Origin of the sequence: Motilibacter peucedani (assembly GCF_003634695.1) — a bacterium.
GTDB lineage: Bacteria > Actinomycetota > Actinomycetes > Motilibacterales > Motilibacteraceae > Motilibacter > Motilibacter peucedani.
In genome coordinates this window covers 170,895-196,011 of record NZ_RBWV01000015.1, presented here as the reverse complement: position 1 = coordinate 196,011, position 25,117 = coordinate 170,895, and the positions used below count along the sequence as shown (strand labels likewise).

The 25,117-nt window shown below is 75.1% G+C and carries 23 protein-coding genes and 1 pseudogene; 6 read left to right on the top strand and 18 right to left on the bottom strand.

The window, feature by feature from the left end; genetic code table 11:
* Positions 1-76: 76 nt before the first annotated feature.
* The 8 genes from CLV35_RS17480 to purN form a co-directional block, all read right to left on the bottom strand.
* Positions 77-2,386 carry a putative bifunctional diguanylate cyclase/phosphodiesterase gene (locus tag CLV35_RS17480; protein ID WP_121194779.1) on the bottom strand — a complete coding sequence of 770 codons (2,310 nt, stop codon included), beginning with the start codon at positions 2,384-2,386 and terminating at the stop codon, positions 77-79.
* Between the two features lie 122 nt (positions 2,387-2,508).
* A complete protein-coding gene (locus CLV35_RS17475) occupies positions 2,509-3,723 on the bottom strand; it encodes an NADP-dependent isocitrate dehydrogenase (protein WP_121194778.1) in 1,215 nt (404 codons plus the stop codon).
* A gap of 27 nt (positions 3,724-3,750) precedes the next feature.
* The gene (gene mdh, locus CLV35_RS17470) at positions 3,751-4,707 is read right to left on the bottom strand and encodes a malate dehydrogenase (protein WP_121194777.1); all 957 of its coding nucleotides are present in this window, start codon (positions 4,705-4,707) and stop codon (positions 3,751-3,753) included.
* A 79-nt stretch (positions 4,708-4,786) separates the two neighbouring features.
* Positions 4,787-5,050, bottom strand: coding sequence for a DUF3017 domain-containing protein (locus CLV35_RS17465; RefSeq protein WP_121194776.1), 264 nt, complete (start codon positions 5,048-5,050; stop codon positions 4,787-4,789).
* Positions 5,050-5,922, bottom strand: coding sequence for a bifunctional methylenetetrahydrofolate dehydrogenase/methenyltetrahydrofolate cyclohydrolase (locus CLV35_RS17460; protein ID WP_121194775.1), 873 nt, complete (start codon positions 5,920-5,922; stop codon positions 5,050-5,052). The genes CLV35_RS17465 and CLV35_RS17460 overlap by 1 nt, the downstream gene beginning before the upstream one ends.
* Positions 5,923-5,935: 13 nt before the next feature.
* Positions 5,936-6,883 carry a DMT family transporter gene (locus tag CLV35_RS17455; RefSeq protein WP_121194774.1) on the bottom strand — a complete coding sequence of 316 codons (948 nt, stop codon included), beginning with the start codon at positions 6,881-6,883 and terminating at the stop codon, positions 5,936-5,938.
* Positions 6,884-8,443 carry a bifunctional phosphoribosylaminoimidazolecarboxamide formyltransferase/IMP cyclohydrolase gene (purH, locus tag CLV35_RS17450; RefSeq protein WP_121194773.1) on the bottom strand — a complete coding sequence of 520 codons (1,560 nt, stop codon included), beginning with the start codon at positions 8,441-8,443 and terminating at the stop codon, positions 6,884-6,886.
* On the bottom strand, positions 8,440-9,057 hold the full coding sequence (gene purN, locus CLV35_RS20635) for a phosphoribosylglycinamide formyltransferase (RefSeq protein WP_231121989.1): 618 nt from the start codon (positions 9,055-9,057) through the stop codon (positions 8,440-8,442). The genes purH and purN overlap by 4 nt, the downstream gene beginning before the upstream one ends.
* Positions 9,058-9,076: 19 nt before the next feature.
* Between purN and CLV35_RS17440 the strand changes: the two genes are divergently transcribed.
* On the top strand, positions 9,077-9,622 hold the full coding sequence (locus CLV35_RS17440) for a hypothetical protein (RefSeq protein ID WP_121194772.1): 546 nt from the start codon (positions 9,077-9,079) through the stop codon (positions 9,620-9,622).
* Positions 9,623-9,647: 25 nt separating this feature from the next.
* On the opposite strand, the gene CLV35_RS17435 is transcribed toward CLV35_RS17440, so the two are convergent.
* From CLV35_RS17435 to sucC, 3 genes are all read right to left on the bottom strand, one after another.
* The gene (locus CLV35_RS17435; RefSeq protein ID WP_121194771.1) at positions 9,648-10,892 is read right to left on the bottom strand and encodes a cell division protein PerM; all 1,245 of its coding nucleotides are present in this window, start codon (positions 10,890-10,892) and stop codon (positions 9,648-9,650) included.
* 125 nt (positions 10,893-11,017) lie between these two features.
* Positions 11,018-11,902 carry a succinate--CoA ligase subunit alpha gene (sucD, locus tag CLV35_RS17430; protein ID WP_121194770.1) on the bottom strand — a complete coding sequence of 295 codons (885 nt, stop codon included), beginning with the start codon at positions 11,900-11,902 and terminating at the stop codon, positions 11,018-11,020.
* Positions 11,903-11,907: 5 nt separating this feature from the next.
* Positions 11,908-13,113 (bottom strand): ADP-forming succinate--CoA ligase subunit beta, encoded by a 1,206-nt coding sequence (gene sucC, locus CLV35_RS17425; RefSeq protein WP_121194769.1) that lies wholly within the window; start codon positions 13,111-13,113, stop codon positions 11,908-11,910.
* Between the two features lie 268 nt (positions 13,114-13,381).
* On the opposite strand from sucC, the gene CLV35_RS20220 reads away from it, so the two are divergent.
* Positions 13,382-14,173 (top strand): M23 family metallopeptidase, encoded by a 792-nt coding sequence (locus CLV35_RS20220; RefSeq protein ID WP_269203930.1) that lies wholly within the window; start codon positions 13,382-13,384, stop codon positions 14,171-14,173.
* Position 14,174: 1 nt separating this feature from the next.
* Here CLV35_RS20220 and CLV35_RS17415 read toward each other — a convergent pair whose 3' ends face one another.
* The 4 genes and pseudogenes from CLV35_RS17415 to CLV35_RS21035 form a co-directional block, all read right to left on the bottom strand.
* Positions 14,175-14,699 (bottom strand): DinB family protein, encoded by a 525-nt coding sequence (locus tag CLV35_RS17415; RefSeq protein ID WP_121194768.1) that lies wholly within the window; start codon positions 14,697-14,699, stop codon positions 14,175-14,177.
* Between the two features lie 26 nt (positions 14,700-14,725).
* Complete coding sequence (gene pcrA, locus CLV35_RS17410) at positions 14,726-17,053, bottom strand: DNA helicase PcrA (protein ID WP_407938221.1); 2,328 nt, start codon at positions 17,051-17,053, stop codon at positions 14,726-14,728.
* Positions 17,017-17,286 carry a hypothetical protein gene (locus CLV35_RS20630; RefSeq protein WP_231121988.1) on the bottom strand — a complete coding sequence of 90 codons (270 nt, stop codon included), beginning with the start codon at positions 17,284-17,286 and terminating at the stop codon, positions 17,017-17,019. Before CLV35_RS20630 ends, pcrA begins: the two co-directional genes overlap by 37 nt.
* Before the next feature lie 227 nt (positions 17,287-17,513).
* A pseudogene (locus tag CLV35_RS21035) lies at positions 17,514-17,594 on the bottom strand (hypothetical protein); the annotation flags it as partial.
* A gap of 60 nt (positions 17,595-17,654) precedes the next feature.
* On the opposite strand from CLV35_RS21035, the gene CLV35_RS17400 reads away from it, so the two are divergent.
* The 3 genes from CLV35_RS17400 to CLV35_RS20865 all read left to right on the top strand — a co-directional run bounded on the left by CLV35_RS17400 (position 17,655) and on the right by CLV35_RS20865 (position 21,704).
* Entirely contained in the window at positions 17,655-18,383 is a 729-nt protein-coding gene (locus CLV35_RS17400) for a PIG-L deacetylase family protein (RefSeq protein ID WP_121194766.1), read from the top strand.
* Positions 18,384-18,521: 138 nt separating this feature from the next.
* On the top strand, positions 18,522-18,719 hold the full coding sequence (locus CLV35_RS17395; protein ID WP_121194765.1) for a hypothetical protein: 198 nt from the start codon (positions 18,522-18,524) through the stop codon (positions 18,717-18,719).
* Positions 18,720-18,776: 57 nt separating this feature from the next.
* Entirely contained in the window at positions 18,777-21,704 is a 2,928-nt protein-coding gene (locus tag CLV35_RS20865; RefSeq protein ID WP_147432005.1) for a helix-turn-helix transcriptional regulator, read from the top strand.
* A 28-nt stretch (positions 21,705-21,732) separates the two neighbouring features.
* Here the strand turns inward: CLV35_RS20865 and CLV35_RS17385 are convergent, their stop codons facing one another.
* Positions 21,733-22,362, bottom strand: coding sequence for an NUDIX domain-containing protein (locus tag CLV35_RS17385; protein ID WP_121194763.1), 630 nt, complete (start codon positions 22,360-22,362; stop codon positions 21,733-21,735).
* 48 nt (positions 22,363-22,410) lie between these two features.
* On the opposite strand from CLV35_RS17385, the gene CLV35_RS17380 reads away from it, so the two are divergent.
* Positions 22,411-23,166 (top strand): DeoR/GlpR family DNA-binding transcription regulator, encoded by a 756-nt coding sequence (locus tag CLV35_RS17380; RefSeq protein WP_121194762.1) that lies wholly within the window; start codon positions 22,411-22,413, stop codon positions 23,164-23,166.
* 6 nt (positions 23,167-23,172) lie between these two features.
* On the opposite strand, the gene CLV35_RS17375 is transcribed toward CLV35_RS17380, so the two are convergent.
* Both CLV35_RS17375 and CLV35_RS17370 read right to left on the bottom strand, forming a co-directional pair.
* Entirely contained in the window at positions 23,173-23,838 is a 666-nt protein-coding gene (locus CLV35_RS17375) for a response regulator (RefSeq protein ID WP_121194761.1), read from the bottom strand.
* A gap of 19 nt (positions 23,839-23,857) precedes the next feature.
* Entirely contained in the window at positions 23,858-25,090 is a 1,233-nt protein-coding gene (locus CLV35_RS17370) for an ATP-binding protein (RefSeq protein WP_231121987.1), read from the bottom strand.
* Between the last annotated feature and the right edge of the window lie 27 nt (positions 25,091-25,117).

The following is a 25,117-nucleotide window of genomic DNA, read 5'->3' as shown; positions in this document are numbered from 1 at the left end:
CGACCAGCACCAGCACAGCACGCCGTGAGGACTCCGGCATCGCGCACCTCCCTCGCTCCGGGCACGGCGGCGCGGGCTACGCCGAGTTCCGCGCCTGCTCTGAGGAGACGTCGGACCCGGCGCCGGGTTCAGTGCCGCCCTGCGGCTCGTGCGCAGAGCGCCCGGTCAGCTGCTCGAGCGCCACCGGCCGGCCGGTCAGGAACCCCTGGACGTAGCCGCAGCCGAGCTCGCGCAGCACGTCGAGCTGCTCGGGGGTCTCGACGCCCTCGGCGACGACGTCGTGGCCGAGAGCGCCGCCCAGCCCGACGATGGTGGAGACCACGGCGCGGCCCTCCTCCTCGTGCAGCCGGCGCACGAACGCCTGGTCGATCTTGAGGATGTCGATCGGGAGCCGCGACAGCGCGCTCAGGCTGCTGTAGCCGGTGCCGAAGTCGTCCATCGCGACCCGCACGCCCATCGAGCGCACCTGCGAGAGCACGCCGCGGGCGTGGTCGACGTCGTCGATGACCGCGCTCTCGGTGATCTCGAGCACGAGCGCGCCCGGCCGGCACTCGGCGAGCGCCCGCTCGACGCCGGCGAGGAAGCTGGGCACCGCCAGCTGGCGGGCAGACACGTTGACCGCCACGGGCACGCCGAGCTCGCGCTGGTCGCAGCACGCCGTGCGCAGCACCTGCTCGCCGATGCCGACGATCTGCCCGCTGGCCTCGGCGATCGCGATCCACTCCCCCGGCAGCAGCAGCACGTTGCCCCGCCGCCAGCGCACCAGCGCCTCGACGCTCGAGAGCCGCAGCGTCTCGGCCTCGAACACCGGCTGGTAGTGCGTGACGATCTCGCCCGCCTCGACCGCGCGGGCCAGCCCGCTCTCGACGTCGGTGCGCCGCAGCAGCCGGCTGCGCAGCGCCTCGCTGAAGACCTCGACGCCCGTGCCCCGCTCCTTGGCGCGGTACATCGCGGTGTCGGCGTCGCGCAGCAGCGTCGTGGGGGTGGACTGGGGGTCGGAGGACGCGATGCCGATCGACACCGACACCTGGCCGGCACGCACCCCGGGGAGCTCGATGCCGCGTACGGCGTCGGCGAGCCGGTGCGCGACGTCGAGCAGGTCCTCGAGCCGGGTCACCGACTCGCACACCACCACGAACTCGTCGCCGCCGAAGCGCGCGACGCTGTCGGTGGAGCGCGCCATCGCCGTCAGGTGCCCGGCGACGGCGCGCAGCAGCTCGTCGCCGGCGGCGTGGCCGTGGGAGTCGTTGATGTGCTTGAAGTCGTCGAGGTCGCAGAACAGCACGCCCAGCTGGCCGCCCCCTCGCGCCGCCCGCGCCAGCCCGCGCTCCAGCCGGTCCTGCAGCAGGGTGCGGTTCGGAAGCCCGGTGAGGTGGTCGTGCAGCGCCGAGCGCCGCAGCTCCTCCTCGGCCGCCTCGCGGTCGAGGCTGGCCGAGACGACCTGGAGCACCGAGTCGACGAACTCGCGCTCGCCGTCGTCGAGCGGGGTCTCGCGGTCGATCTGCAGGTGCAGCCCGCTGCGCCGGGCGCGCGAGCCCGGTACGCCGTCGGCCGCAGGCTCGTCGCCGGCGTAGCGGCGCAGCGCCACCGACTCCGCACCCAGGTGCTCGCGCAGGACGCCGGCGGCCTCGGTCTCGACCGGGGCGTCGGCGTCGTTGACCAGCGCCGAGCGGCCCAGCGCCACGACGGCGGCCTGCCGGCCGAGCAGCCGGTCCTCGGCCGCCTGGGTGGCAGCCACGCGGTGGAGCCCGATCAACCCGAGGAGCAGGACGAGCGGGACGCACCACAGGCTGCTGAGCAGCTCGCTCCACTCGCCGGTGAGGACCCAGGACGCCACGTTGCACGCCGCGGCCACCAGGATGCCGACCATGAGCGTCAGGCGCTGGAAGCGGTCGTCCGTGCGGCGGGCCGCCTGGTAGACGACCACGGCCACGAGCAGCGCCGGCGGGACGCCGAGGACCGCCACGAGCGGGCCGTAGTCGGGCATGCCGTCGGGCCCGCGCCGGTGGGCGTAGACGAGGTCGGTGCCGACCCACAGGGCCAGGCGCACGCAGTAGTAGGCGGCCACCGCCCAGGTGAGCCGCCGCGGCACGGGCAGCCGGGACACGCCGTGCACCGCCGGCAGCGCGAGGGTGGCGATGACCGACAGCGACACGGTCCTGACGAGCAGCAGCTCGCCGTCGGCGTGGGCGTCCACGCCGTCGAAGAGGACTGCGCTCGAGATCAGCAGCGGCACGAGCGACAGGCACCAGAGCCCGAGCCACAGGACGTGCCGGTCGGCGCGACGGCGCTGCCACCACAGCAGGAAGAGCAGGGCCAGCTGCAGGGCGAAGCCCGCGAGGACGTACTGCAGGGCGACCGCGACCTGCCACCGGTCACCGCCCATCCGGCCACTCTGGGACCGCGCGACCCGTTTGTCCAGTTCAGGCGCGCTCGTCCGCACCACGTGCGCCAGCAGAGCGCCGCGCCACCCCGGGGGGATGGCGCGGCGCGGGTGGAGCGGTGCCGCTAGGCGCGGGCCTTCTGCAGGTTCTCGTCAAGCGCGGCGAGGAAGTCCTGGGTGGTGAGCCAGGGGGCGTCCTTGCTGATGAGCAGCGCGAGGTCCTTGGTCATCTGGCCGGCCTCGACGGTCTCGATGCAGACGCGCTCGAGGTCCTGCGCGAACGCGCTGACCTCGGGCGTGCCGTCGAGGTTGCCGCGGTGCTCGAGGCCGCGGGTCCACGCGAAGATCGAGGCGATCGGGTTGGTCGAGGTCGGCTTGCCCTGCTGGTGCTGGCGGTAGTGCCGGGTGACCGTGCCGTGGGCGGCCTCGGCCTCGACGGTGCGGCCGTCGGGGCTGAGCAGCACGCTGGTCATCAGGCCGAGCGAGCCGAAGCCCTGGGCGATCGTGTCGGACTGGACGTCGCCGTCGTAGTTCTTGCAGGCCCAGACGTAGCCGCCCTCCCACTTGAGCGCCGCGGCGACCATGTCGTCGATGAGGCGGTGCTCGTAGGTGATGCCGGCGGCCTCGAACTCGGCCTTGAACTCGGTCTCGTAGACCTCGGCGAAGATGTCCTTGAAGCGGCCGTCGTAGGCCTTGAGGATCGTGTTCTTGGTCGAGAGGTAGACCGGGTAGCCGCGGTTGAGCCCGTAGCGCATCGAGGCGCGCGCGAAGTCGCGGATCGAGGCGTCGAGGTTGTACATCGCCAGCGCCACGCCGGGGCCGGGGAAGTCGTAGACGTCGAGCTCGACCGGCGCGCTGCCGTCCTTCGGGGTGAAGGTCAGCGTGAGCGAGCCCTCGCCCGGCACCTTGAGGTCGGTGGCGCGGTACTGGTCGCCGAAGGCGTGGCGGCCGACGACGATCGGCTTGGTCCAGCCCGGCACCAGGCGCGGGACGTTGCTCATGATGATCGGCTCGCGGAAGATGACGCCGCCGAGGATGTTGCGGATCGTGCCGTTGGGCGACTTCCACATCTTCTTCAGGCCGAACTCCTCGACCCGGGCCTCGTCGGGCGTGATCGTCGCGCACTTGACGCCGACGCCGTGCTCCTGGATCGCGTGCGCCGCGTCGATCGTGACCTGGTCGTCGGTCGCGTCGCGGTTCTCCATGCCCAGGTCGAAGTAGCGCAGGTCCACGTCGAGGTAGGGCAGGATCAGCTGGTCCTTGATGAACTGCCAGATGATGCGGGTCATCTCGTCGCCGTCGAGCTCGACGACCGGCCCCTGGACCTTGATCTTCGCCATGTCCGTGATTGTCCTTCTCTGCTGGTTCTAGAGGTCCTTGACGTCGGCCTGCTTGGCCCGGACGGCCTCGGCGGCCTCCTCGAGGGCGGCGAGCTCGGCCTCGGACAGCTCGCTCTCGACGACGCGGGTGACGCCCTGGCGGCCGAGCTCGGCCTCGACGCCGAGGTAGACGCCGGAGATGCCGTGCTCGCCGTCGACCCAGGCGCACACCGGCATGACGACGCCGGCGTCCTCGACGATCGCGCGGGCCATGCGGGCCGCGGCGGCCGAGGGCGCGTAGTAGGCCGAGCCGGTCTTGAGCAGGGCGACGACCTCGGCCCCGCCGTTGCGGGTGCGCTCGACCAGGTGGTCGATGCGCTCCTGCGAGAGCACGTCGGTCAGCGGCTTGCCGTCGACCGTGCAGCGGCTGGGCACCGGCACCATCGTGTCGCCGTGCGAGCCGAGGGTCAGCGTCTTCACGCTGCCGACCGGCACGCCGAGCTCCTCGGCCACGTTGTTGGTGAAGCGCGCGGTGTCGAGCATGCCGGCCTGGCCGAGCACCCGGTTCTTCGGGAAGCCGGTGGCGAGCTGGGCCAGCGCGGTCATCTCGTCGAGCGGGTTGGACACGACGACGACCACGGCCTCGGGCGCGTGGCGGGCGACGTTCTCGGCCACGCCGCGCACGATCTTGGCGTTGGTCTCGATGAGGTCCATGCGGCTCATGCCGGGCTTGCGCGGCAGGCCGGCCGTGATCACCACGACGTCGGACCCGGCGATGACCTCGTAGCCCGAGCCGTCGGTGCCGGTGGTCGCGCCGGTGACCCGGGTCTCGAAGCCCTCGATCGGCCGCGACTGGTTCATGTCGAGCGCCAGGCCCTCGGCCTTGCCCTCGACGACGTCGGTGAGCACGACCTCGTCGAGGATGTCGTACTCGGCCAGCCGGAGGGCCGTCGTCGACCCGTAGAAGCCGGCCCCGACGACCGTCACCTTGCCACTGCGCGCCACGTCGGCACTCCTCGCCCTCGCCCGGAGGCGCGGGTCGTCCCGCGCCACGATCGTTCGCCAGGCAGGCTATCCCGCCTCGTCAGCCCCGCCCTGACGGGGTCGCCAGCACCAGCACCGCCAGGGCCGCGCCCCCCGCCGCCAGCAGCGCGACGTCGATCAGGCGCCCGCGCACCGCGAGCAGGCCTGCCCGCCCGGTCGGCAGCCCGGCCCGGAGGAGGGCGCCGAGCAGCAGTGCGGCCGCGACGACGAGCAGGCCGCGGCGCACGGGCTGGTCGTGGTCGGCGACGAGACCGAGGCCCACCAGCGCGACCACCACGACCGAGGCGAGCGGCCACTCGCGCATCAGCGGGCGGCGAGCCCGCGTTCGGCGGCCTCCACGACGTTCGAGAGCAGCATCGCGCGGGTCATCGGGCCGATGCCGCCCGGCATGGGCGCCAGCCAGCCCGCGACCTCGGCAGCGGCCGGGTCGACGTCGCCGGTGTAGCGGCCCTTGCCGTCGGCGCCGACGACGCGGGTGATGCCGACGTCGAGCAGCGCGGCGCCCGGCTTGACCATGTCGGCGGTGACGAGCCCGGGTACGCCTGCGGCCGCGACCACCACGTCGGCACGGCGCACGTGGGCCGCCAGGTCGCGGGTGCCGGTGTGGCACGTCGTGACGGTCGCGTTCTCGGTGCGCCGGGTGAACAGCAGCCCCATCGGGCGCCCGGCGGTCACGCCGCGCCCGATGACGACGACCTCGGCGCCGGCCAGCGGCACGTCGTAGCGGCGCAGCAGCTCCAGGCAGCCGCGCGGGGTGCAGGGCAGCGGCGCCGGCTGGTCGAGCACGAGCCGGCCGAGGTTGACCGGGTGCAGCCCGTCGGCGTCCTTGGCCGGGTCCATGCGCCCCAGCACCGCCTGCTCGTCGAGCCCGCGCGGCAGCGGCAGCTGGACGATGTAGCCCTGGCAGGCCGGGTCGGCGTTGAGGTCGTCGACCGCGGCCTCGACGTCTGCCTGCGTCGCGTCTGCGGGCAGGGCCACCTCGATGCTGGCGATGCCGACCTCGGCGCAGTCGCGGTGCTTGCCCGCGACGTAGGCGGCGCTGCCGGGGTCGTCGCCGACGAGCACGGTGCCCAGCCCCGGGGTCACCCTCGCCTCGGCGAGGCGCGCGACGCGCACCTTCAGGTCGGCGCGGATGTCCGCTGCGGTGGCCTTGCCGTCGAGGATGGTCGCCGTCACGGCCCCGATCCTGTCACGCGGCCCGGCCGCGCCGGCGCTGCGCCACCAGCACCGCCACCCCGGTCAGCGCGGCGCCCAGGACACCGCGCCAGGTCACGCCCTGGCCGTGGACCGGCGCGACGGCGTCGACGACCAGGCTGCCGCCGAGCTGGCCCAGCACCGAGCACAGCCCGAGGGTGAGGACGCCGAGGACCCGGACCACGGCGGCCGCGGCGACGATGCTGACCAGTCCGAGCGTGCCGCCGACGTAGAGCCACCACTCGTGCGGGAGGCCGTGCTCGGGCCCGGCGCCGAGCAGCGCGCGCACCAGCAGCACGAGGGCCAGCACGACCCCGCCGGTGAGGAAGTTGAGCAGGCCCGCGACCTGGGGCTGCCCCGACGCGCGGCTGACGTGCCCGTTGACCGCCTGCTGCGCGGCCACCACCGCGCCGGCCGCGACGGCTGCGGCCAGCGCCACGAGGTGCGAGGCGTTCCCCAGCCGGCCGGACACGGACACCAGCACGGCGACCACGGTCAGGGCGGCGGCCGCGACGCGCGGCCCGGTGACGGGCGCCCGGCCGGCGGGCCCCAGCCCGACCCGGTCGACCGCCAGCCCGCTGCTGGTCTGCCCGGCGACGACCGAGACCGAGTAGAGCGCCACCCCGACGACCGGCACGACCGAGGCCTGCACGATGACGAAGCCGGCGCCACCGGCGCCGCCCACGGCCTGCCACCAGCGCAGGCGGCCGGTGCGCAGCGCGGCGAGCAGCGCGCGTACGCCGTGGCGCGTGGCCTCGCGGCTGGCCACGAGCGCGGCGATGACGAGCAGCCCGGTGCCGAAGCTGACGCAGGCGGCGGTGACGGCGTCCCCGACGCGGGTGGCGAGCGTGCCGTTGATGCGTGCCTGCACCGCGACCATCGCACCCGAGAGCACCCCGAGCGCGACGGCCGCCTCCTTGCGCAGCGCGCGGGCGTCGGCCACCTAGTGGAAGAAGTGGCGCGAGCCGGTGACGTAGACCGCCACGCCGGCCTCGTCGGCCACGTCGAAGACGTCCTTGTCGCGGATCGAGCCGCCCGGCTGCACGACCGCCGTGACCCCCGCGTGGACGAGCACCTCGAGCCCGTCGGGGAACGGGAAGAACGCGTCGGAGGCAGCCACGGCGCCGCGCGCCCGCTCGCCGGCGCGGGCGACCGCGAGGCGCGCGGAGTCGACCCGGTTGACCTGGCCCATGCCGACGCCGACGGTGGCGCCGTCCTTGGCGAGCAGGATCGCGTTCGACTTGACCGTGCGGCAGGCCCGCCAGGCGAAGGCGAGGTCGGCGAAGGTCTGCTCGTCGACGGGCTCGCCGGCGGCCAGCGTCCAGGACGCGGGCACGTCGCCCTCGGCCTGGAGCCGGTCGACGGTCTGCATGAGCAGCCCGCCGCTGACGGGGCGGAACTCGACCGGGTCGGGCGCCGTCGCGCGCGGGACGCGCAGCACCCGCAGGTTCTTCTTCGACGACAGCAGGTCGAGTGCGTCGTCGTCGAAGTCGGGCGCGGCGAGCACCTCGGTGAAGACGCCCTCGAGCTGCTCGACCAGCGCCCGGGTCACCGGCCGGTTGACCGCGATGACGCCGCCGTAGGCCGACACCGGGTCGCAGGCGTGGGCCTTGCGGTGCGCCTCGGCGACGTCGGCGCCGACCGCGATGCCGCAGGGGTTGGCGTGCTTGATGATCGCGACGCACGGCTGCTCGTGCTCGTGCGCGGCGCGCCAGGCGGCGTCGGTGTCGACGTAGTTGTTGTAGGACATCTGCTTGCCGCCGAGCTGCGTCGCGTGGGCGAGCCCCGGGCGCCAGTGCCGGTAGAGGGCGGCGCGCTGGTGGGGGTTCTCGCCGTAGCGCAGCACGTCGGCGCGCTCCCACGAGGCGCCGGTCCACGCGGGGAAGCCCGTGCCGTCGTCGCTGGGCGCGAGCACGCTGCCCATCCAGGAGGCGACCGCGATGTCGTAGGACGCGGTGTGGGCGAAGGCCTCGGCGGCGAGCTTCTGGCGCTGGTGGAGCGTGAAGCCGCCCTCGCGCACGATCTCGAGCACCTGGTCGTAGCGTCCCGGGTCGGTGACGACCGCGACGCTCGGGTGGTTCTTGGCCGCCGCGCGGACCATCGTGGGCCCGCCGATGTCGATCTGCTCGACGCACTCGTCGGGCGTCGCGCCCGAGAGCACCGTGTCGCGGAACGGGTAGAGGTTGACCACGACGAGCTCGAAGGGTGCGATGCCCAGGTCGGCGAGCTGCTGGGCGTGCTCGCTCTTGCGCAGGTCGGCCAGGATGCCGGCGTGGACGTGCGGGTGCAGCGTCTTGACCCGTCCCTCGAGCGTCTCGGGGAAGCCGGTGACCTCCTCCACGGCCGTCACGGGGATGCCGTCGGCGGCGATGCGCGCGGCGGTCGAGCCGGTCGACACGATGACGACACCGGCCTCGTGCAGGCCACGCGCGAGCTCGTCGAGCCCGGTCTTGTCGTAGACGCTGACCAGCGCGCGGCGTACGGGGATGCGGGCGTCGCTCACGAGATCCTCACCTTCCGGCCCTCGACGGACCACTGCGACCGCGCGAGGCGGCCGACGACGTCGACGAGCAGCCTGCGCTCGACGACCTTGATGCGCTCGTGCAGCGCGGGCTCGTCGTCGTCGCGCTCGACGGCGACCGCCTCCTGGGCCAGGATCGGCCCCGTGTCGACGCCCTCGTCGACCAGGTGCACCGTCGACCCGGTGACCCGCACGCCGTAGGCCAGCGCGTCGCGCACGGCGTGGGCGCCGGGGAACGCCGGGAGCAGCGCCGGGTGGGTGTTGACCACCCGGTCGGGGAACCGCGACAGGAACGCCGGCCCCAGGATGCGCATGAACCCCGCCGAGACGACGAGGTCGGGAGCGTACGCGGCGGTCGCCTCCCCCATCGCGACGTCCCACGCCTGCCGGCTGGGGTAGTCGGCGGGCGGCACGACGAACTCGGCGATGCCGCGGTCGCGGGCGCGCTGCAGCCCGGCGATGCCGTCGCGGTCGGCGCCCACGGCGGTCACCTCGGCGCCGAGGGCCTCGGGCCCGGCGTCGAGCAGCGCCTGGAGCAGCGTGCCGGAGCCGGAGACGAGCACCACCAGGCGTGCCGGGTGCCGCACTGTTCTCACGAGCGGTCACCATAGCGAGGTGAGCGACTCGCCCCGCGACCAGCACGACGCCGGCCCGCACGACCCGTGGGCCCCGCCGCCGGAGGGGGTGCAGGCGCCGCCGCGGCAGGACCCGCCGCGGCAGGCGCCGCCGCAGGGCTGGCCGGGCTCGGCTCCTCGGCGCCCGGCGGACCCGGCAGCACGGCGCACCCGGACGGCGCGCTCCCCCGAGGCGCCCGGCGCCGGCCCGTCGACGACCGGCACGTGGGCCCTCGTGCTCGGCGTCCTGGGCCTGCTCTCGTTCCGCGACCCGGTCATCGGGCTGGTGCTGGGGCTCGGCGCCGTCGTGCTCGGCGGCTGGGGCCTGTTCGAGGGCCGGGCCTCCCGCTCGGTCTCCGCCTCGGCGGCCGCCGGCCTCGCGATAGGGCTCTCGGTCTCGGTGCTGGCCGGGCTCGGGCTGGCCGTGTCGCTGGTGCCCAGCGAGCGCGACTACCGCGACTGCCTCTCGCGCGCGCTGACGCACACGGCGGTGCAGGCGTGCGACGACGCGAACTCGCACCGCACGCGCTGGCGCGGGGTGTCGTGACCGCGGTCCGGGGGGACCGCCGGGGCTAGGCGGGGCTGGTCGGCTCCGCGGCGCCCGCCGAGCGGGCGCGGTGCACGAGCAGCCACGCGACGGCCGCAGCCACGAGCGCGAGCTCGCCCGACGCGGCGAGCCCCACCTGCACGGCGGAGGGCCCGACGTGCGCGAGCGTGCGGTCGCCGGCACCACCGCCCGCCAGCAGGCTGAGCAGCCCCAGGACCAGGCCGCCACCCACCCCGGAGAGCGCAGCCAGGCCCGCGGCGCGGTCCGGCCCCAGCCCGGCCGGTGCGCGACGGGCGACCACCGCACCGGCGACGGCGCCGGCCAGCGCGGGGCCCGCGAGGACCAGCAGCGAGAGCGTCGGGGCCGGACCGGCCGAGGGCAGGGCCGCGAGCAGCGGCAGGTCGGGCAGCGGGCCGAGCACCACGCCGGAGGGCGCCACCGACGTGCCGGCACCGACCGCGAACCCGGGCCCGACGGCGTAGGCCGCCGCGAACACGACGGCGTTGGGCAGGAGCAGCACGCTGAGCCCCGACAGCAGCAGGGTGCCCAGCGGGCCGGGGTGCAGGCTGCGCACGGAGGCCGCGGCCTCGGGCGCGTGCAGCGCCAGCGAGGCGGCGAGCAGCAGGCCGGCCGCGCCGAGCACGGTGGCCAGCGCGCCCACGGCACCGGCCAGCACGAGCCCGGGCTCGCGGGGCATCGTGGGCAGCGCCCGCGGCCGCCGGCGCAGCACGCGCAGGGCGCCGACGGTGCCCCCGACGGCGGCGAGGACCAGCCCACCGAGCACCGCGCCCGCCACGGACGGGGTCGCGGCGCTGCCGCGGGTGGCCACCGCCGCTGCGGTGGTCAGCACGGCGTACGCGGTGGTCAGCGCCCCGAGCACCGGCCCGGCCTGGCGCGGGGTGCGCACCCCGCAGGCTCGCACGGCGGCGGTGGCCGCCACGACCAGGCTCGCGAGCGGGAAGGCGGTGAGACCGAGCGGCGAGAGCCGCAGCGTGCCGTGGGCGAGCGAGAGGTCGACGCCGTGGCCCAGCAGCCACGCGTAGACGGTGACCCGCAGGGCGTCGCCGGCGCTGGAGCCCCCGTCGCCGCCGGCACCGGCCCACCCGACCAGCACGACGACGGCCAGCGGCAGCAGTGCGAAGGCGGCCGCCCGCAGCGCCGCGACCGCACCGACGAGCAGCTGCGTGCGCAGCGGCGGCTGGCGCGACGGGGTGCGCGCGGGGCGCGCCTGGCGGGGACGTGCGGCGGTGGCGTCGAGCAGGGTGGACATCGCCTCGATCGTCCCCGAGACCGTCCCGCCCGAGCGGGATTGCGGCTCCCCCGGAGTGTCGTCGCGGCAGCGGTCGCGGGCAGCGGTCCCGGGCGGCGCCACGAGGGCCCGCCCGGGACGCCGCGTCAGAGCGCGGCGATGACCTCGCGCATGAGGCGGGCGGTCTCGCTCGGGGTCTTGCCGACGCGCACGCCGGCCGCCTCGAGCGCCTCCTTCTTGGCCTGCGCGGTGCCCGAGGAGCCGGACACGATGGCGCCCGCGTGGCCCATGGTCTTGCCCTCGGGGGCGGTGAAGCCCGCGACGTAGCCGACGACCGGCTTGGTGACGTGCTCGGAGATGTAGGCGGCCGCCCGCTCCTCCGCGTCTCCGCCGATCTCGCCGATCATGACGATCGCGTCGGTGCCGGGGTCGTCCTGGAAGGCCTGGAGCGCGTCGATGTGCGTGGTGCCGATCACCGGGTCGCCGCCGATGCCGATGGCGGTGGAGAAGCCGATGTCGCGCAGCTCGTACATCATCTGGTAGGTCAGCGTGCCGCTCTTGCTGACCAGCCCGATGCGGCCGGGGCCGGAGATCGAGGCCGGGATGATGCCCGCGTTCGACGCGCCGGGGCTGATGATGCCCGGGCAGTTCGGGCCGATGATGCGCGTGGTGCCCTTGGACTCGGCGTAGGCGTGGAACTCGGCGGTGTCGTGCACCGGCACGCCCTCGGTGATGACGACGGCCAGCGGGATGCCCGCGTCCACCGCGTCGTGCACGGCGGCCTTCGTGCCGGCCGGCGGGACGAAGATGACCGTCACGTCGGCGCCGGTGGCGGCCATGCCCTCGGCGACCGTGGCGAAGACCGGCAGCGAGGTGCCGTCGACGTCGACCGTGGTGCCGGCCTTGCGCGGGTTGGTGCCGCCGACGACCTGCGCGCCGGAGGCGAGCATGCGCCGGGTGTGCTTGAGGCCCTCGGAGCCGGTGATGCCCTGGACGAGGATGCGGCTGGACGCGGTGAGGAAGATCGCCATCGGGGTCAGGCTCCAGGGGTGGGGGTGGCGGCCGCGAGCTCGGCAGCGCGGCGGGCGGCGTCGTCCATGGTGTCGACCAGCGAGACCAGCGGGTGGGCGGCCTCGACGAGGATCCGGCGGCCCTCCTCGGCGTTGTTGCCGTCGAGGCGGACGACCAGGGGCTTGGTGACCTCCTCGCCGCGCGACTCGAGCAGCGCCAGCGCACTGACGATGCCGTTGGCGACCGCGTCGCAGGCGGTGATGCCGCCGAAGACGTTGACGAAGACGCTGCGCACGTCCGCGTCGGACAGGATGATCTCGAGCCCGTTGGCCATGACCTCGGCAGAGGCGCCGCCGCCGATGTCGAGGAAGTTGGCCGGCTTCGCGCCGCCGAACTCCTCGCCGGCGTAGGCGACGACGTCGAGGGTGCTCATGACGAGCCCCGCGCCGTTGCCGATGATGCCGACGGAGCCGTCGAGCTTGACGTAGTTGAGGCCCTTCTCCTTGGCCCGCTGCTCGAGCGGGTCGGTGGCGGAGACGTCGGCCAGCGCGTCGTGCTCGGCGTGGCGGAAGCCCGCGTTCTCGTCGAGGCTCACCTTGCCGTCGAGCGCGACGACCGTGCCGTCGGCCGTCTTGACCAGCGGGTTGACCTCGACGAGCGTCGCGTCCTCGCTGACGAAGACGTCCCACAGCCGCTCGATGACGTGAGCGATCTGGTCGACGAGCTCGGCCGGGAACGCCGCCTGCTCCGCGATCTCGCGGGCCTTGGCCGCGTCGATGCCCGTCAGCGGGTCGATCGGCACCCGGGCGAGCGCCTCGGGCTTCGTGGCGGCGACCTCCTCGATCTCCATGCCGCCCTCGACCGAGGCCATGGCCAGGAAGGTGCGGTTGGAGCGGTCGAGCAGGACCGAGAAGTAGTACTCCTCCTCGATCGCGGCCGCCGGCGCCAGCATGACCCGGTGCACCGTCAGTCCCTTGATCTGCATGCCCAGGATCTGCGCGGCCTTCTCCTGCGCGTCCTCGGGCGAGTCGGCGAGCTTGACGCCGCCGGCCTTGCCGCGGCCGCCGGCCTTGACCTGCGCCTTGACGACCACCCGGCCGCCGTCGACCCCGGCGCCGAGGCGCTCCGCGGCGTCGCGCGCCTGCTCGGGGGTCTCGGCGACCGCGCCGTCGAGGACGGGCACGCCGTGGGCGGCGAACAGGTCCCTTGCCTGGTATTCGAAGAGGTCCACGACACGGCAGGGTAGTCGTCGCCGCCGCGCGGGGCCCACGCAGGGTGCGGGGGCTGTGGACAGCGGGTTTCCCCTCCGGCACCCCCACCCGTTATGGTTCTGACCAGACGTCGCGCGGGCCCGAGTGTGCCCCGCACAGCGCGTTCCCATGCACGCCCGCTCGGTCCAGCACGCCCCGCTCAGCCAGCACAGCACGCTCAGCCAGCACGCCAGCCAGCCCGCACTCGCCGCTGCCCCCGCCAGCCCTGCCCCACCGGAAGGACGGTCCGTGAGCGCACGACGCCGTCCGGCAGGCAAGCACCGCCGCCCGGGCAAGCACCGTCGTGCGAGCACCTCCCCCAGCCCGACCGTCCTGCTGGGCACCGCCGTCGTCGCCACTGCTGCCGCCGCGCTGCTGACCGGCCCGAGCTCGCAGGCCCTCGGCGACGTCAAGCGCCCGGGCAGCACGGGCACCACCGCTCTCGGGCTCGGCCTCGCGCGCGCCGCTGCGGCGGTCCCCTCGCCCACGGCCTCCCCGACCCCGTCGGCCACGCCCAGCACGACACCGAAGGCTCGCACGAAGGCCGCCGCGCGCAGCGGCAGATCGGCCGGCGCGGCCAAGCGCTCGACCCGCGCCTCCCGCGGCGGCGAGCGCGGCGACCTGCTCGAGGCACCCCTGGCGCCGCAGTGGGTCAAGCCGGTCGAGCGCTACACGCTGACGGCGCACTTCGGCGAGGGCGGCGGCCTCTGGTCCCACGGCCACACCGGCCAGGACTTCGCCGCGCCCACGGGCACGCCGGTCAAGGCGGCGGGTGCAGGCGTCGTGGTGTCGACCGAGCGGGCCGGCGCCTACGGCAACCGGATCGTCCTCCACCACAGCGACGGCACCGAGACGTGGTACTGCCACCTGTCGGCGTTCCAGGTCGAGCCCGGCGACGCGGTCGAGGCCGGCCAGGTCATCGGCCGGGTGGGCTCCACCGGCAACACCACGGGCCCCCACCTGCACTTCGAGGTGCGGCCGGGCGGCGGCGACGCCATCGACCCGATGCCGTGGCTCCGCGCGCACGGCGTACGGGTCTAGCTCAGCCCTGCACGTCGTGCAGGTGGTGCACCGGGTCGTGCACGAAGTAGCGCAGCAGGGTCTCGACGGTGAAGGCGGACCCGTCGCTGCGCAGCCCGCGCCGCTCCCACTGCCCCGGCTCCACCGACTCCGCGCTCGCCCGGAGACGGGCCGCCGCAGCGACCAGCTCGGCGGAGACGACGGCCGGGTCCTGCCCGGGGTAGTCCGAGCGCAGCGCGGCGTCGTCCTGGTCCCAGTCGGCGAAGCGGGGCTCGTCGCGCTCGAGCATGAGGTGCAGCCGTCCGTCGAAGACGTCGAACGCGTCGCGCACGTGGCAGGAGTACTCGAGCGGCGACCAGGTCGCAGGGGCGGGCCGCTCGCGCACGTCGGCGCGACGCAGCACGGCCTCCCAGCGCTCGACGATGCCGGGCAGGAGTCCTGCGACGGCGCCCGAGGTCGTGCGGGTGTCGAAGCCGCAGTCGGGGCAGGCGCGCTCGAGCACCCAGGTCCAGCTCTTGCGGTCGGGCACCACCGGGTCGGCGTCCACCGGTCCTCCGCGCACAGCTCCTCCGCTCACAGCTTCTCCACGGGCGCGTAGCGCAGCAGCAGCCGCTTGGTGCCCGAGGCGCCGAAGTCGATGGTGGCCTCGGCCTTCTCCGCGGCTCCCGCGGTGCTGACCACCGTGCCGAGCCCGAACGCGTCGTGGCTGACCCGGTCGCCCGGGTGCAGCGCGACGACGGTGCGGTTGCCGGGCGACTTGGCCGTGGGCCGGGCGGCCGCCTGCGCGATCGCGGGCGGCGCCGAGCGGGTGGACTCGACGCGGTCCCAGCGCACGAGCTCGCCCGGCACCTCGTCGAGGAAGCGGGAGGCCGGGTTGTAGGACGGCGCCCCCCACGCGCTGCGCACCAGGGCCCGGGAGAGGTAGAGCCGCTCGCGGGCCCGGGTGATGCCGACGTAGGCGAGCCGGCGCTCCTCCTCGAGCTCCTTGTCGTCGGCGAGGGCGCGCAGGTGCGGGAAGACGCCGTCCTCCATGCCGGTGAGGAACACGACCGGGAACTCGAGGCCCTTGGCGGTGTGCAGCGTCATCAGCGTCACGACGCCCTGGCCGTCGTCGCCGTCGGGGATCTGGTCGGAGTCGGCCACCAGCGAGACCTGCTCGAGGAAGCCGGTCAGCCCGCCGTCGGGGTTGGCGGTGGAGTACTCGCGGGCCACGGCCACGAACTCGTGGAGGTTCTCGACGCGCGTCTCGTCCTGCGGGTCGTCGGAGGCCTGGAGCTCGCGCAGGTAGCCGGTCTGGTCGAGCACGGCCTCGAGGATCTCGGCGGGCTCGGTGCCGGCCTCGACCAGCGTGCGCAGCGACTCCATCATCGTGTTGAACGCGGTGATGCTGGCCAGCGAGCGGGTGGCCAGCCCCGGCGCCTCCTCCGGGCGCTGGAGCGCACGGTTGAAGGTCGTGCGGTCGCGCGAGGCCAGCGCCTCGACGCACGCCTCGGCCCGGTCGCCGATGCCGCGCTTGGGCACGTTGAGGATGCGGCGCAGCGACACCGAGTCCTCGGGGTTGGCGAGGGTGCGCAGGTAGGCGAGGGCGTCGCGCACCTCGCGCCGCTCGTAGAAGCGCACCCCGCCGACGACCTTGTAGGGCAGCCCGACGCGGATGAACACCTCCTCGAAGACGCGCGACTGGGCGTTGGTGCGGTAGAAGATCGCGACGTCGCCGGGCTTGTGGTCGCCGGTGTCGGTGAGCCGGTCGACCTCGTTGGCGACGAAGGCCGCCTCGTCGTGCTCGTTGTCGGCGACGTAGCCGACGACCTGCTCTCCGGCGCCCGCGTCGGACCAGAGGTTCTTGGGCTTGCGGCCGACGTTGCGGGCGATCACCGCGTTGGCCGCCGACAGGATCGTCTGGGTCGAGCGGTAGTTCTGCTCGAGCAGGATCGTGCGGGCGTCGGGGTAGTCCTCCTCGAACTGGAGGATGTTGCGGATCGTGGCGCCGCGGAAGGCGTAGATCGACTGGTCGGCGTCGCCGACGACGCACAGCTCGGCGGGCGGCGTCGACTCGCCCGGGCGGCCGACGAGCTCGCGCACCAGGACGTACTGCGCGTGGTTGGTGTCCTGGTACTCGTCGACCAGGATGTGGCGGAAGCGGCGGCGGTAGTGCTCGGCGGCGTCGGGGAAGGCCTGGAGCAGGTTGACCGTCATCATGATCAGGTCGTCGAAGTCGAGCGCGTTGGCCTCGCGCAGCCTGCGCGTGTAGAGCGCGTAGGCCTCGGCGAGCTTCTCCTCGAGGTGGGTCTCGGCCCGTGAGGCGAAGGCCTCGGCGTCGACCAGCTCGTTCTTCAGGTTGGACACCTGCGCGCTGAACGAGCGCGGCGGGTAGCGCTTGGCGTCGAGGTCGAGGTCGCGGCAGACCAGGGCCATCAGCCGCTGGGAGTCGGCCGCGTCGTAGATCGAGAAGCTCGAGGTGAACCCGAAGCGGGAGATCTCGCGGCGCAGGATGCGCACGCAGGCGGCGTGGAAGGTCGAGACCCACATGACCTTGGCCCGGCCGCCCACCAGCGCCGCGACGCGCTCCTTCATCTCGCCCGCGGCCTTGTTGGTGAAGGTGATGGCGAGGATCGAGCCGGGGTGCACGTCGCGCACGCCCAGCAGGTAGGCGATGCGGTTGGTCAGGACGCGGGTCTTGCCCGACCCGGCGCCGGCCACGATGAGCACCGGCGAGCCCTCGGCGACCACGGCCTCGCGCTGCTGCGGGTTGAGCCCGGCGAGCAGCTCCTCGGGGTCGCGGCGGCGCCGCTGGGGGGTCGACTGGGGGGCCGGCGGCAGCGTCAGGAGCAGGTCGTCAGGCAGCGAGGTCATCGCCGTCGAGTCTAGGCGTCGGGTCCGACGACGCCCCGGTCCGTCCACAGGCCCCTGCGCGCGCCGGAGAAGAACTGCCTGATGTCCTCGGCCAGCAGCTCGGGCTCCTCGTGCGCGGCGGAGTGACCGCCGCGGCGCATCCGCGTGTAGCGCACCACGTCGTACGTCCGCCACCAGCACGAGCAGGCGACCCGACCGGTGACGCTCTCCGCGGTCCACGCGTCGACCGCGTCGAGGTAGGCCTGCTCCTCGGCCGTGACGCCCGCCGGGTAGAGGTCCACCGGGGCGGCGACGGCCAGCAGGTGGATGCCCGCGACGGCCTCCGGGTGGGTCTGGGCGAGCAGGCTCGTGCCGCCGGCCCGAGGTCGCCGCCGTGCGCGCCGCAGGTCTCGAACCCGAGCTCGTCGTGCAGGAGCCGGTGCCAGGGCTCGTGGGTCGGCAGGTCGGGCGGCAGCGCTCCCGGGACCTCGGCGTCGAAGCGGAGGTAGGCGATCTCCGTGCCCGCGACGCGGGAGGTGTGCCACGGCAGCCGGTTGACCGCGGCCTCGTGGCGGCGCCAGTCGTAGCTGCCGGTCCAGACCTCGAGCAGGCGGGAGACCTCGCCCGTTGCAGGAGGTCACGCCCTCCGGTGTCACCCTAGGATCGCCGGGTGCCCGTCACCCTTCGCCCCGAGGAGCTCGAGCGCGTCCTCGTCGTCACGGCCCACCCCGACGACGTCGACTTCGGTGCCTCCGGCACCGTCGCGACGCTCGTGAGCGCCGGGGTGGAGGTGACCTACTGCATCTGCACCGACGGCGACGCCGGCGGCTTCGACCCCGCAGTCGCGCGCAGCGAGATCCCCCGCATCCGTCGCGAGGAGCAGACCGCTGCCGCCAAGGAGGTCGGGGTCACCGACGTGCGCTTCCTCGGCTGGACCGACGGCCGGCTCGAGGCGAGCTTCGAGCTGCGCCGCGACATCAGCCGAGTGGTCCGCCAGGTGCGCCCGCAGCGGGTGATCACGCAGAGCCCCGAGTACGACTGGGACCGGCTCCCGGCCTCGCACCCCGACCACCGCGCCGCCGGGGCCGCAGCGGTCGCCGCCGTCTACCCCGACGCGCGCAACCCCTTCACGCACGTCGAGCTGCTGCGCGACGAGGGGCTCGAGGCGTGGACGGTGCGCGAGCTCTGGCTCATGGGCCACCCGTCCGCCGACCACGCCGTCGACATCACCGACGTCTTCGACCGCAAGCTCGCCGCCCTGCGCGCGCACGGGAGCCAGACGGCGCACATGGACGACCTCGAGAAGCTGCTGCGCGACTGGGGCGGCACGCTCGCGGCCACGCACGGGCTGCCGGGAGGCCGGCTGGCCGAGGCCTACCGCACGGTGGTCTGCCCCTGAGGCGCACTGCCCGAGCGGCCACTCCCTAGGGAGTGCCCGGCGCACCTGCCCCCGCCGAAATCGGGAGTTCGCCCGATGCGCGGCGCTGCGCCTCAGGCGCAGTCTCGAGGGGTCGGGATCGAAGCGCAGGAGGTCGTCATGACGTACGTCGTCGAAGAACTGGGCCGGGTGCGCCACGCAGAGCTGCTGGCCGACGCCGAGCGCCGGCGGGTGGCCGGGTCGGTCGCCCGCGCGGTCCGCGAGCAGCGCCGGGCCGACCGGCGCGCCGCCGTCCGGGAGGCGCTGTGGCTCGGTCGCGCCTCGCTGGCGGCGTTCCGCCGGACGCTCGCGGTCTGAGCAGCGGCGCCGAATCTCGCTGTGAGCGTGTCAGTGGGCCGTGGCATCCTCGGCGCCATGCTCCCCGGACGCCTGCTCAGCCCCGTCTTCGCCGGTCGCAGGGGCGAGCTCGCGGCCCTCGACGCGGCGCTCGCGGACGCAGCCGCCGGGCAGCCACGGGTCGCGCTGGTGAGCGGCGAGGCGGGCATCGGCAAGAGCCGGCTGGTCGAGGAGGTCTCGACCAGGGCGGCGGCACGCGGGTTCCGCGTGCTGTCCGGCGGGTGCGTCGAGCTCGGCGAGGACGGCGTCGCGTTCGCGCCGGTCGTCGCGGCGCTGCGCGCGCTGCTCCGGCAGGCCGGCCCCGAGCTGCTCGGCCCCGACCGCGGCTGGCTGGCCCGGCTGCTGCCGGAGCTGGGGCCCGCCGCCGACGAGCCCGTCGCCGGGACGGCCGGCGACCTGGGGCGGGGCCGGCTGTTCGAGGGTCTGCTCGCGCTCACCGAGCGGCTCGCGGCCGAGCGGCCGCTGCTGCTGGTGGTCGAGGACCTGCACTGGGCCGACCGGTCCACGCGCGACCTGCTGGCCTACCTCGTGCGCATGACGCCCGCGGGCCGGCTGCTGCTCGTGCTCACCTACCGCACCGACGAGCTGCGCCGCGGGCACCGGCTGCGGCCCTGGCTGGCAGAGGTCGACCGGCTGCGCGGCGTCCTGCGCGTCGACCTCGGCCGCCTCTCGCGCGGCGAGGTCGGCGAGCAGCTCGCCGGCATCCTGTCCGCCGGCGTGCCGCCGCAGACGGTGGACACCGTCTTCGACCGCTCCGAGGGCAACCCGTTCTTCGTCGAGGAGCTCTCGTGCTGCCCCGACCAGGTGCCCGAGTCCCTGCGCGACCTGCTGCTCGCCCGCGTCGAAGCGCTGAGCCCTGCGGCCCAGCGGGTCGTCAGGCTGGCGGCCGCGGGCGGACGCGTGATCGACCACCTCCTGCTGGCCGCCGTCAGCGACCTCGACGAGGACGACCTGCTCGAGGCGGTGCGCGAGGCCGTGTCCGCCAACGTCCTGGTGGTCGACAGCGCCACGCAGGCCTACTCCTTCCGGCACTCGCTCGTCCGCGAGGCGGTCCACGACGACGTGCTGCCCGGCGAGAACGGCCGGCTGCACCGCCGCTACGCCGAGGAGCTCGAGCGCGACCCCGCCCTGGTCGCGCCCGAGCGCTCGGCCGCGGTGCTGGCCCACCACTGGGAGAGCGCCCACGAGCCGGGCCGGGCGCTGCCCTCGCTGCTGGTGGCGGCGGAGCAGGCGGCGGCGCAGTACGCCTACGCCGAGCAGCTGCGCCTGCTCGAGCGCGCGCTCGAGGTGTGGGACCGCGTGCCCGACCCCGAGACGGTGGCCGGGCTCGACCGGCTCAGCCTGCTCGAGCTCGCCGCGGAGGCGGCCGAGCGCACCGACCTGCCGCGCAGCCTCGCGCTGGCCCGCGCCGCCGTCGAGCACAGCCCGGGCGCGGGCGACCCCGAGCGCGCGGCTCTGCTGCTGGAGCGCCGGGCCCGGCTGCTGCGCAAGCTGACCAGGCCGGGCGGCCTCGAGGACCTGCTCGCCGCCCGCGACCTGCTGCCGCCGGGCCCGAGCCGGGTGCGCGCCTGCGTGCTCGAGTCGCTGGCCTCGGCCCACATGCAGCAGGCGCAGCCCGAGCCGTCGATGGCCGCCGCCCGCGAGGCGCGCGAGATCGCGGTCGCCGTCGGCGACAAGGCCCTCGAGTGGGGCGCGCGCATCACCCTCGGCGTCGACCTGCACCTCACCGACCGCATGGACGAGGGCATCCGCGAGCTGCGCAGCGTGCTCGACGAGGTCGACCGCGACGCCTACCCCGAGGTCGCGCTGCGCGCCGAGATCAACCTCAGCGACTCCCTCAACATCGCCGGCCGGCTCGCCGAGGCGGCCGCGGTCGGCCTGCGCGGCGTCGAGCACGCTCGCCGCTTCGGCCTCTCGCGCACCCACGGCGCGTTCTGCACCGGCAACGCCGCCGCAGCGCTGCTCGAGTCCGGCGACGCCGCTGCCGCGGTCCGCCTGGTCGACGAGGCGCTCGGGCTCGGGCCGCACGGCGTGCAGGCCGTGTGCCTGCACACGTTCCGCGGCGTCGTGCACGTCCGGCAGGGCGAGACCGATGCGGCGGCACGCTCGGCCCGGGCCGCCCGCGGGGTGCTCGCCCGCAGCTACGGCGGCATCCAGTTCCACCTGCCCCTGGCGCTGCTCGAGGCCGAGACCGCGCTGGCGCTGGGCTCCCCGGCCGAGGCGCTGACCACGGCCGAGAACGGCCTGGCGGTCGCCGGGGCCGGCCGGCTGCCCGCGCTCGCGTGGCCGCTGCTCGCCATGACGGCCCGCGCGTGCGCCGCGCTCTCTCGCGCTGGGCACGCCGCGGGCGACCTCGACCTCGTGCGACGCGCCCACGACGCCGCCGACCGGCTCGTCGCGCGGATCGAGCAGGAGCCGGCGACGGTCGGTCGCGAGCCGGCCGTGCGGGCGACGGCGCTCGCCGAGCTCGCTCCCGCACCCGCGACGGCCGCCTGGCTCGAGGCCGACCGCGCGTGGGCCGCCACCGAGGACCGCGAGTCCCCCGCCTACGTCGCCCTGCGCCTGGCCGAGGCGGCGGCCGCGTCGGGCGACGCGCCGCTGGCGCGCTCGTCCCTCGAGCGCTGCGTCGAGCTGGCCACCACCCTGGGCTACGCACCGCTGCTCGACCGGGCACGTGCCCTGGCCGGCGCGCTGCGCGTGCGCGAGCAGCTGCCGGCCGCGCGCGCAGCCGCAGGCGGCCCCCACCTGACCGAGCGCGAGCGCGAGGTGCTCGCGCTGGTCGCGCAGGGCCGCAGCAACCGTGACATCGGCGCCGAGCTCTTCATCAGCGTCAAGACCGTCAGCGTCCACGTGTCCAACCTGCTGAGCAAGCTGCAGGTCTCGAGCCGGGGCGAGGCAGCCGCAGCGGCGCACCGGCTCGGGCTCGTCGGCGCCGAGGCGTCCTGACCCCCGTGGCGGCAGAGGCCCCGCCGCCTCAGACGGCGCGGAACGGCCCCGAGAGGGCCGCCCACTGCAGCAGCAGCACGGTCTTGGCGTCGGCGATCTCGCCGCTGCGCACCCGCTCGAGCGCGTCGTCGAAGTCGAGCTCGAGCACCTCGATGTCCTCGCCCTCCTCCGCGAGCCCGCCGCCGGCGGCGGTGCGGGAGGCGGCGCTGTAGGGCGCCGCGTAGAAGTGCAGGCGCTCGGTGACCGAGCCGGGGCTGGTCCAGAGGTCGAAGACGCGCTCGAGCGGGCCGATCTCGACGCCGGTCTCCTCGGCCGCCTCGCGGCGCACGGCGGTCTCTGGGTCGTCCTCGTCGAGCAGGCCCGCCGCGGTCTCGACGAACATGCCGTCGGGGTGGCCGTTGACGTAGACCGGGTAGCGGAACTGCCGCGTCAGCAGGACCGTGCGCCGGTCGGGGTCGTAGAGCAGCACCGTCGCACCGTTGCCCCTGTCGTAGGTCTCGCGCGTCTGGCGCTCCCACTGCCCCGACGAGCCCTGGTAGTCGAAGGTCGTCCGGCGCAGCACGTGCCAGGCCCGGGCGACGAGCTCGACGTCGACGACGCGTACGCGGGGGTTGCGGTCGAGCCCGACGCCTGGCTCGAGGACCTCGTGGAGTGCCATGCCCGCATGCTAGTGTGCATCAGTCGGCAACAACAAGGGAGACCGTGCATGCTGGCTGCCCAGCGCCGCGACCTGCTGCTCGCCCGGCTGCGCACCGACGGCCGCATCGTGGCCAAGGAGCTCGCCGAGGAGACCGGCGTGTCCGAGGACAGCGTGCGCCGCGACCTGCGCGAGCTCGCTGCGGCAGGTCTCTGCCAGCGGGTCTACGGCGGGGCGCTCCCGGTCTCGCCCGCCCTGGGCGACTACGCGATGCGCACCGGCGTCGAGCCCGCCAGCAAGCAGCGCGTCGCCGCCCGCGCGGCAGCGCTGGTGCTGCCCGGCAGCACCGTCGTCCTCGACGGCGGCACGACCACGCTGGCGGTGGCGCGCGCCCTGCCCCCGGACCTGCGCGCGACGGTGGTGACCCACAGCCCGACCGTCGCCGCCGCCCTGGTCGAGCACCCCACCGTCGAGATCTACCTGCTGGGAGGCCGGGTCTTCAAGCACTCGGCGGTCGCGTGCGGCGCTGCCGCGGTGCAGGCCGCCGCCGACGTCAACGCCGACCTGTTCCTGCTCGGCGTCACCGGCGTGCACGCGCGCGCGGGCCTCACCACCGGCGACTCCGACGAGGCCGCGATGAAGCGGGCGCTGGCGCGGCGCGCGGCCGACACGTACGTCCTCGCCAGTGTCGAGAAGCTCGGCACCGCAGCACCGTTCCGCGTGCTCGACCTCGACGAGGTGGCCGGCGTCGTCACCGACGCCCCCGAGGACACCCCGACGCTGACCGAGCTGGCCGAGCTCGGCGTGCAGGTGCTGCACGCCTGAGCGGGCTCAGACCAGCCGGCGGTCGGCGGCCCACCGCGAGAGCTCGTGGCGGTTGGACAGCTGCAGCTTGCGCAGCACCGCCGAGACGTGGGTCTCGACCGTCTTGACGCTGATGAACAGCTGCTTGCCGATCTCCTTGTAGGCGTAGCCGCGGGCGATCAGGCGCAGCACCTCGCGCTCGCGCGCGGTCAGCCGGTCGAGGTCCTCGTCGGCTCCCTCGACCGGGCCGGACTCGGCGGTGCCGCCCGCGGCGAACGCGTCGAGCACGAACCCGGCCAAGCGCGGGGAGAACACCACGTCGTCGTCGCCGACGCGCACGACGGCGTCGGTGAGCTCGGCACCGGTGATCGACTTGGTGACGTACCCCCGGGCGCCCGCCCGGATGACGGAGATGACGTCCTCGGGCGCGTCCGAGACCGAGAGCGCCAGGAAGCGCGTCGCCGGCAGCTTGGGCACGAGCGCGCGCAGCACCGCCACTCCCCCGCCGCCGGGCAGGTGCACGTCGAGCAGGACGACGTCGGGAGCCAGGCGGGCGACCAGCTCGACCGCCGACGGCGCGTCGTCGGCCTCGCCGACGACCTCGACGGGCGCGCCGAGCTCGGCACGCACGCCGGTGCGGAACATCCGGTGGTCGTCGACGAGCACGACGCGTACGGTCCGGTCCTCGCTCATGCGCCGTCCCCTCCGGTGCTCATGCGCCGTCCCCGGCTGTGCTGGGCGTGCCGACCGGCATCTCGAGCGCCACCTCCGTGCCTTCGCCGCGCGTCGAGCGGATGGTGGCCCGCCCGCCGTGGCGCTCCATGCGCCCCAGGATGGACTGTCGCACGCCCAGCCGGTCGGTCGGCACCGCGGCCAGCTCGAACCCCGGCCCCCGGTCGCGCACGAAGACCTCGGCGCGCTCGCCCTCGACCTCGGCGAACACGGTGACCGGCGAGCCGGCGCCGTGCTTGGCGGCGTTGAGCGTGGCCTCGCGCGCCGCGCGCAGCAGCGCGCGCAGGCCGTCGTCGAGCGGTGCGTCGCCGACGGTGACGAGCTCGACGGGGACGCCGAGGGTGTCCTCGACCTCCGCGACGGTGCGCCCGAGCTCCGGCGCGAAGCTCGCCGCCGTCTCCGTCTCGGGCCGGTAGAGCCAGGCCCGGAGCTCGCGCTCCTGGGCGCGCGCGAGCCGCGCCACCTCGCGCGGGTCGTCGACGCGGCGCTGGATCAGGGTCAGGGTGTGGAGCACCGAGTCGTGCAGGTGCGCGGCCACCTCGGCACGCTCCTGCTCTCGGACGCGCGCCGCGCGCTCGGCGCTGAGGTCGCGGGCCATGCGCAGCCAGTACGGCGCGGTGACCAGGCCGATCCCGACCACGAGCACGGTGGTCGAGAGCAGGGCGCGACCGGTGACGGCGAGGCCACCACGCGTACCGACCAGGGCCACGGCCCCCACCACGACGAGCAGCACACCGGCGGCGTTGCGCGCCCGCCCGTTGCGACGGTCCTGCGCGGTCGCCCACCAGCGCGCGCGCTGGGTCTCGTCGGCCTGCCACCACACGATGGCCACACCGGCGATCACCACCGAGACAGGCCACAGCGAGGGCCCGCCCGCGTCGATGCCGAGCCCGCCCGCGACGTGCGCGCCGAGCACCAGCAGCACGATGACGGAGGCGACTGCCAGCACCGCGCGCCACCCGCGCCGCGCGCGCGCCGGCGCCGGCGCCGCCGGGTCGACGGGCGCGAACCACCAGAACAGCGCGTAGGCAGCGACTCCGGCGCCACCGCACAGCGCCAGCACGACGAAGGCGACGCGCACGACGCGGACGCTGATGCCCAGGTGGTCGGCCAGGCCGCGCGCGACGCCGGCGACCGGCCCCTGCCCGCGCACGACCGGCAGGACGGGAGAGCCCTGCTGCCCGGGCGCGGGCGAGGCCGCGGTTCCGCTCACCCAGGCATCGTCCCAGCCGGGCGGGCG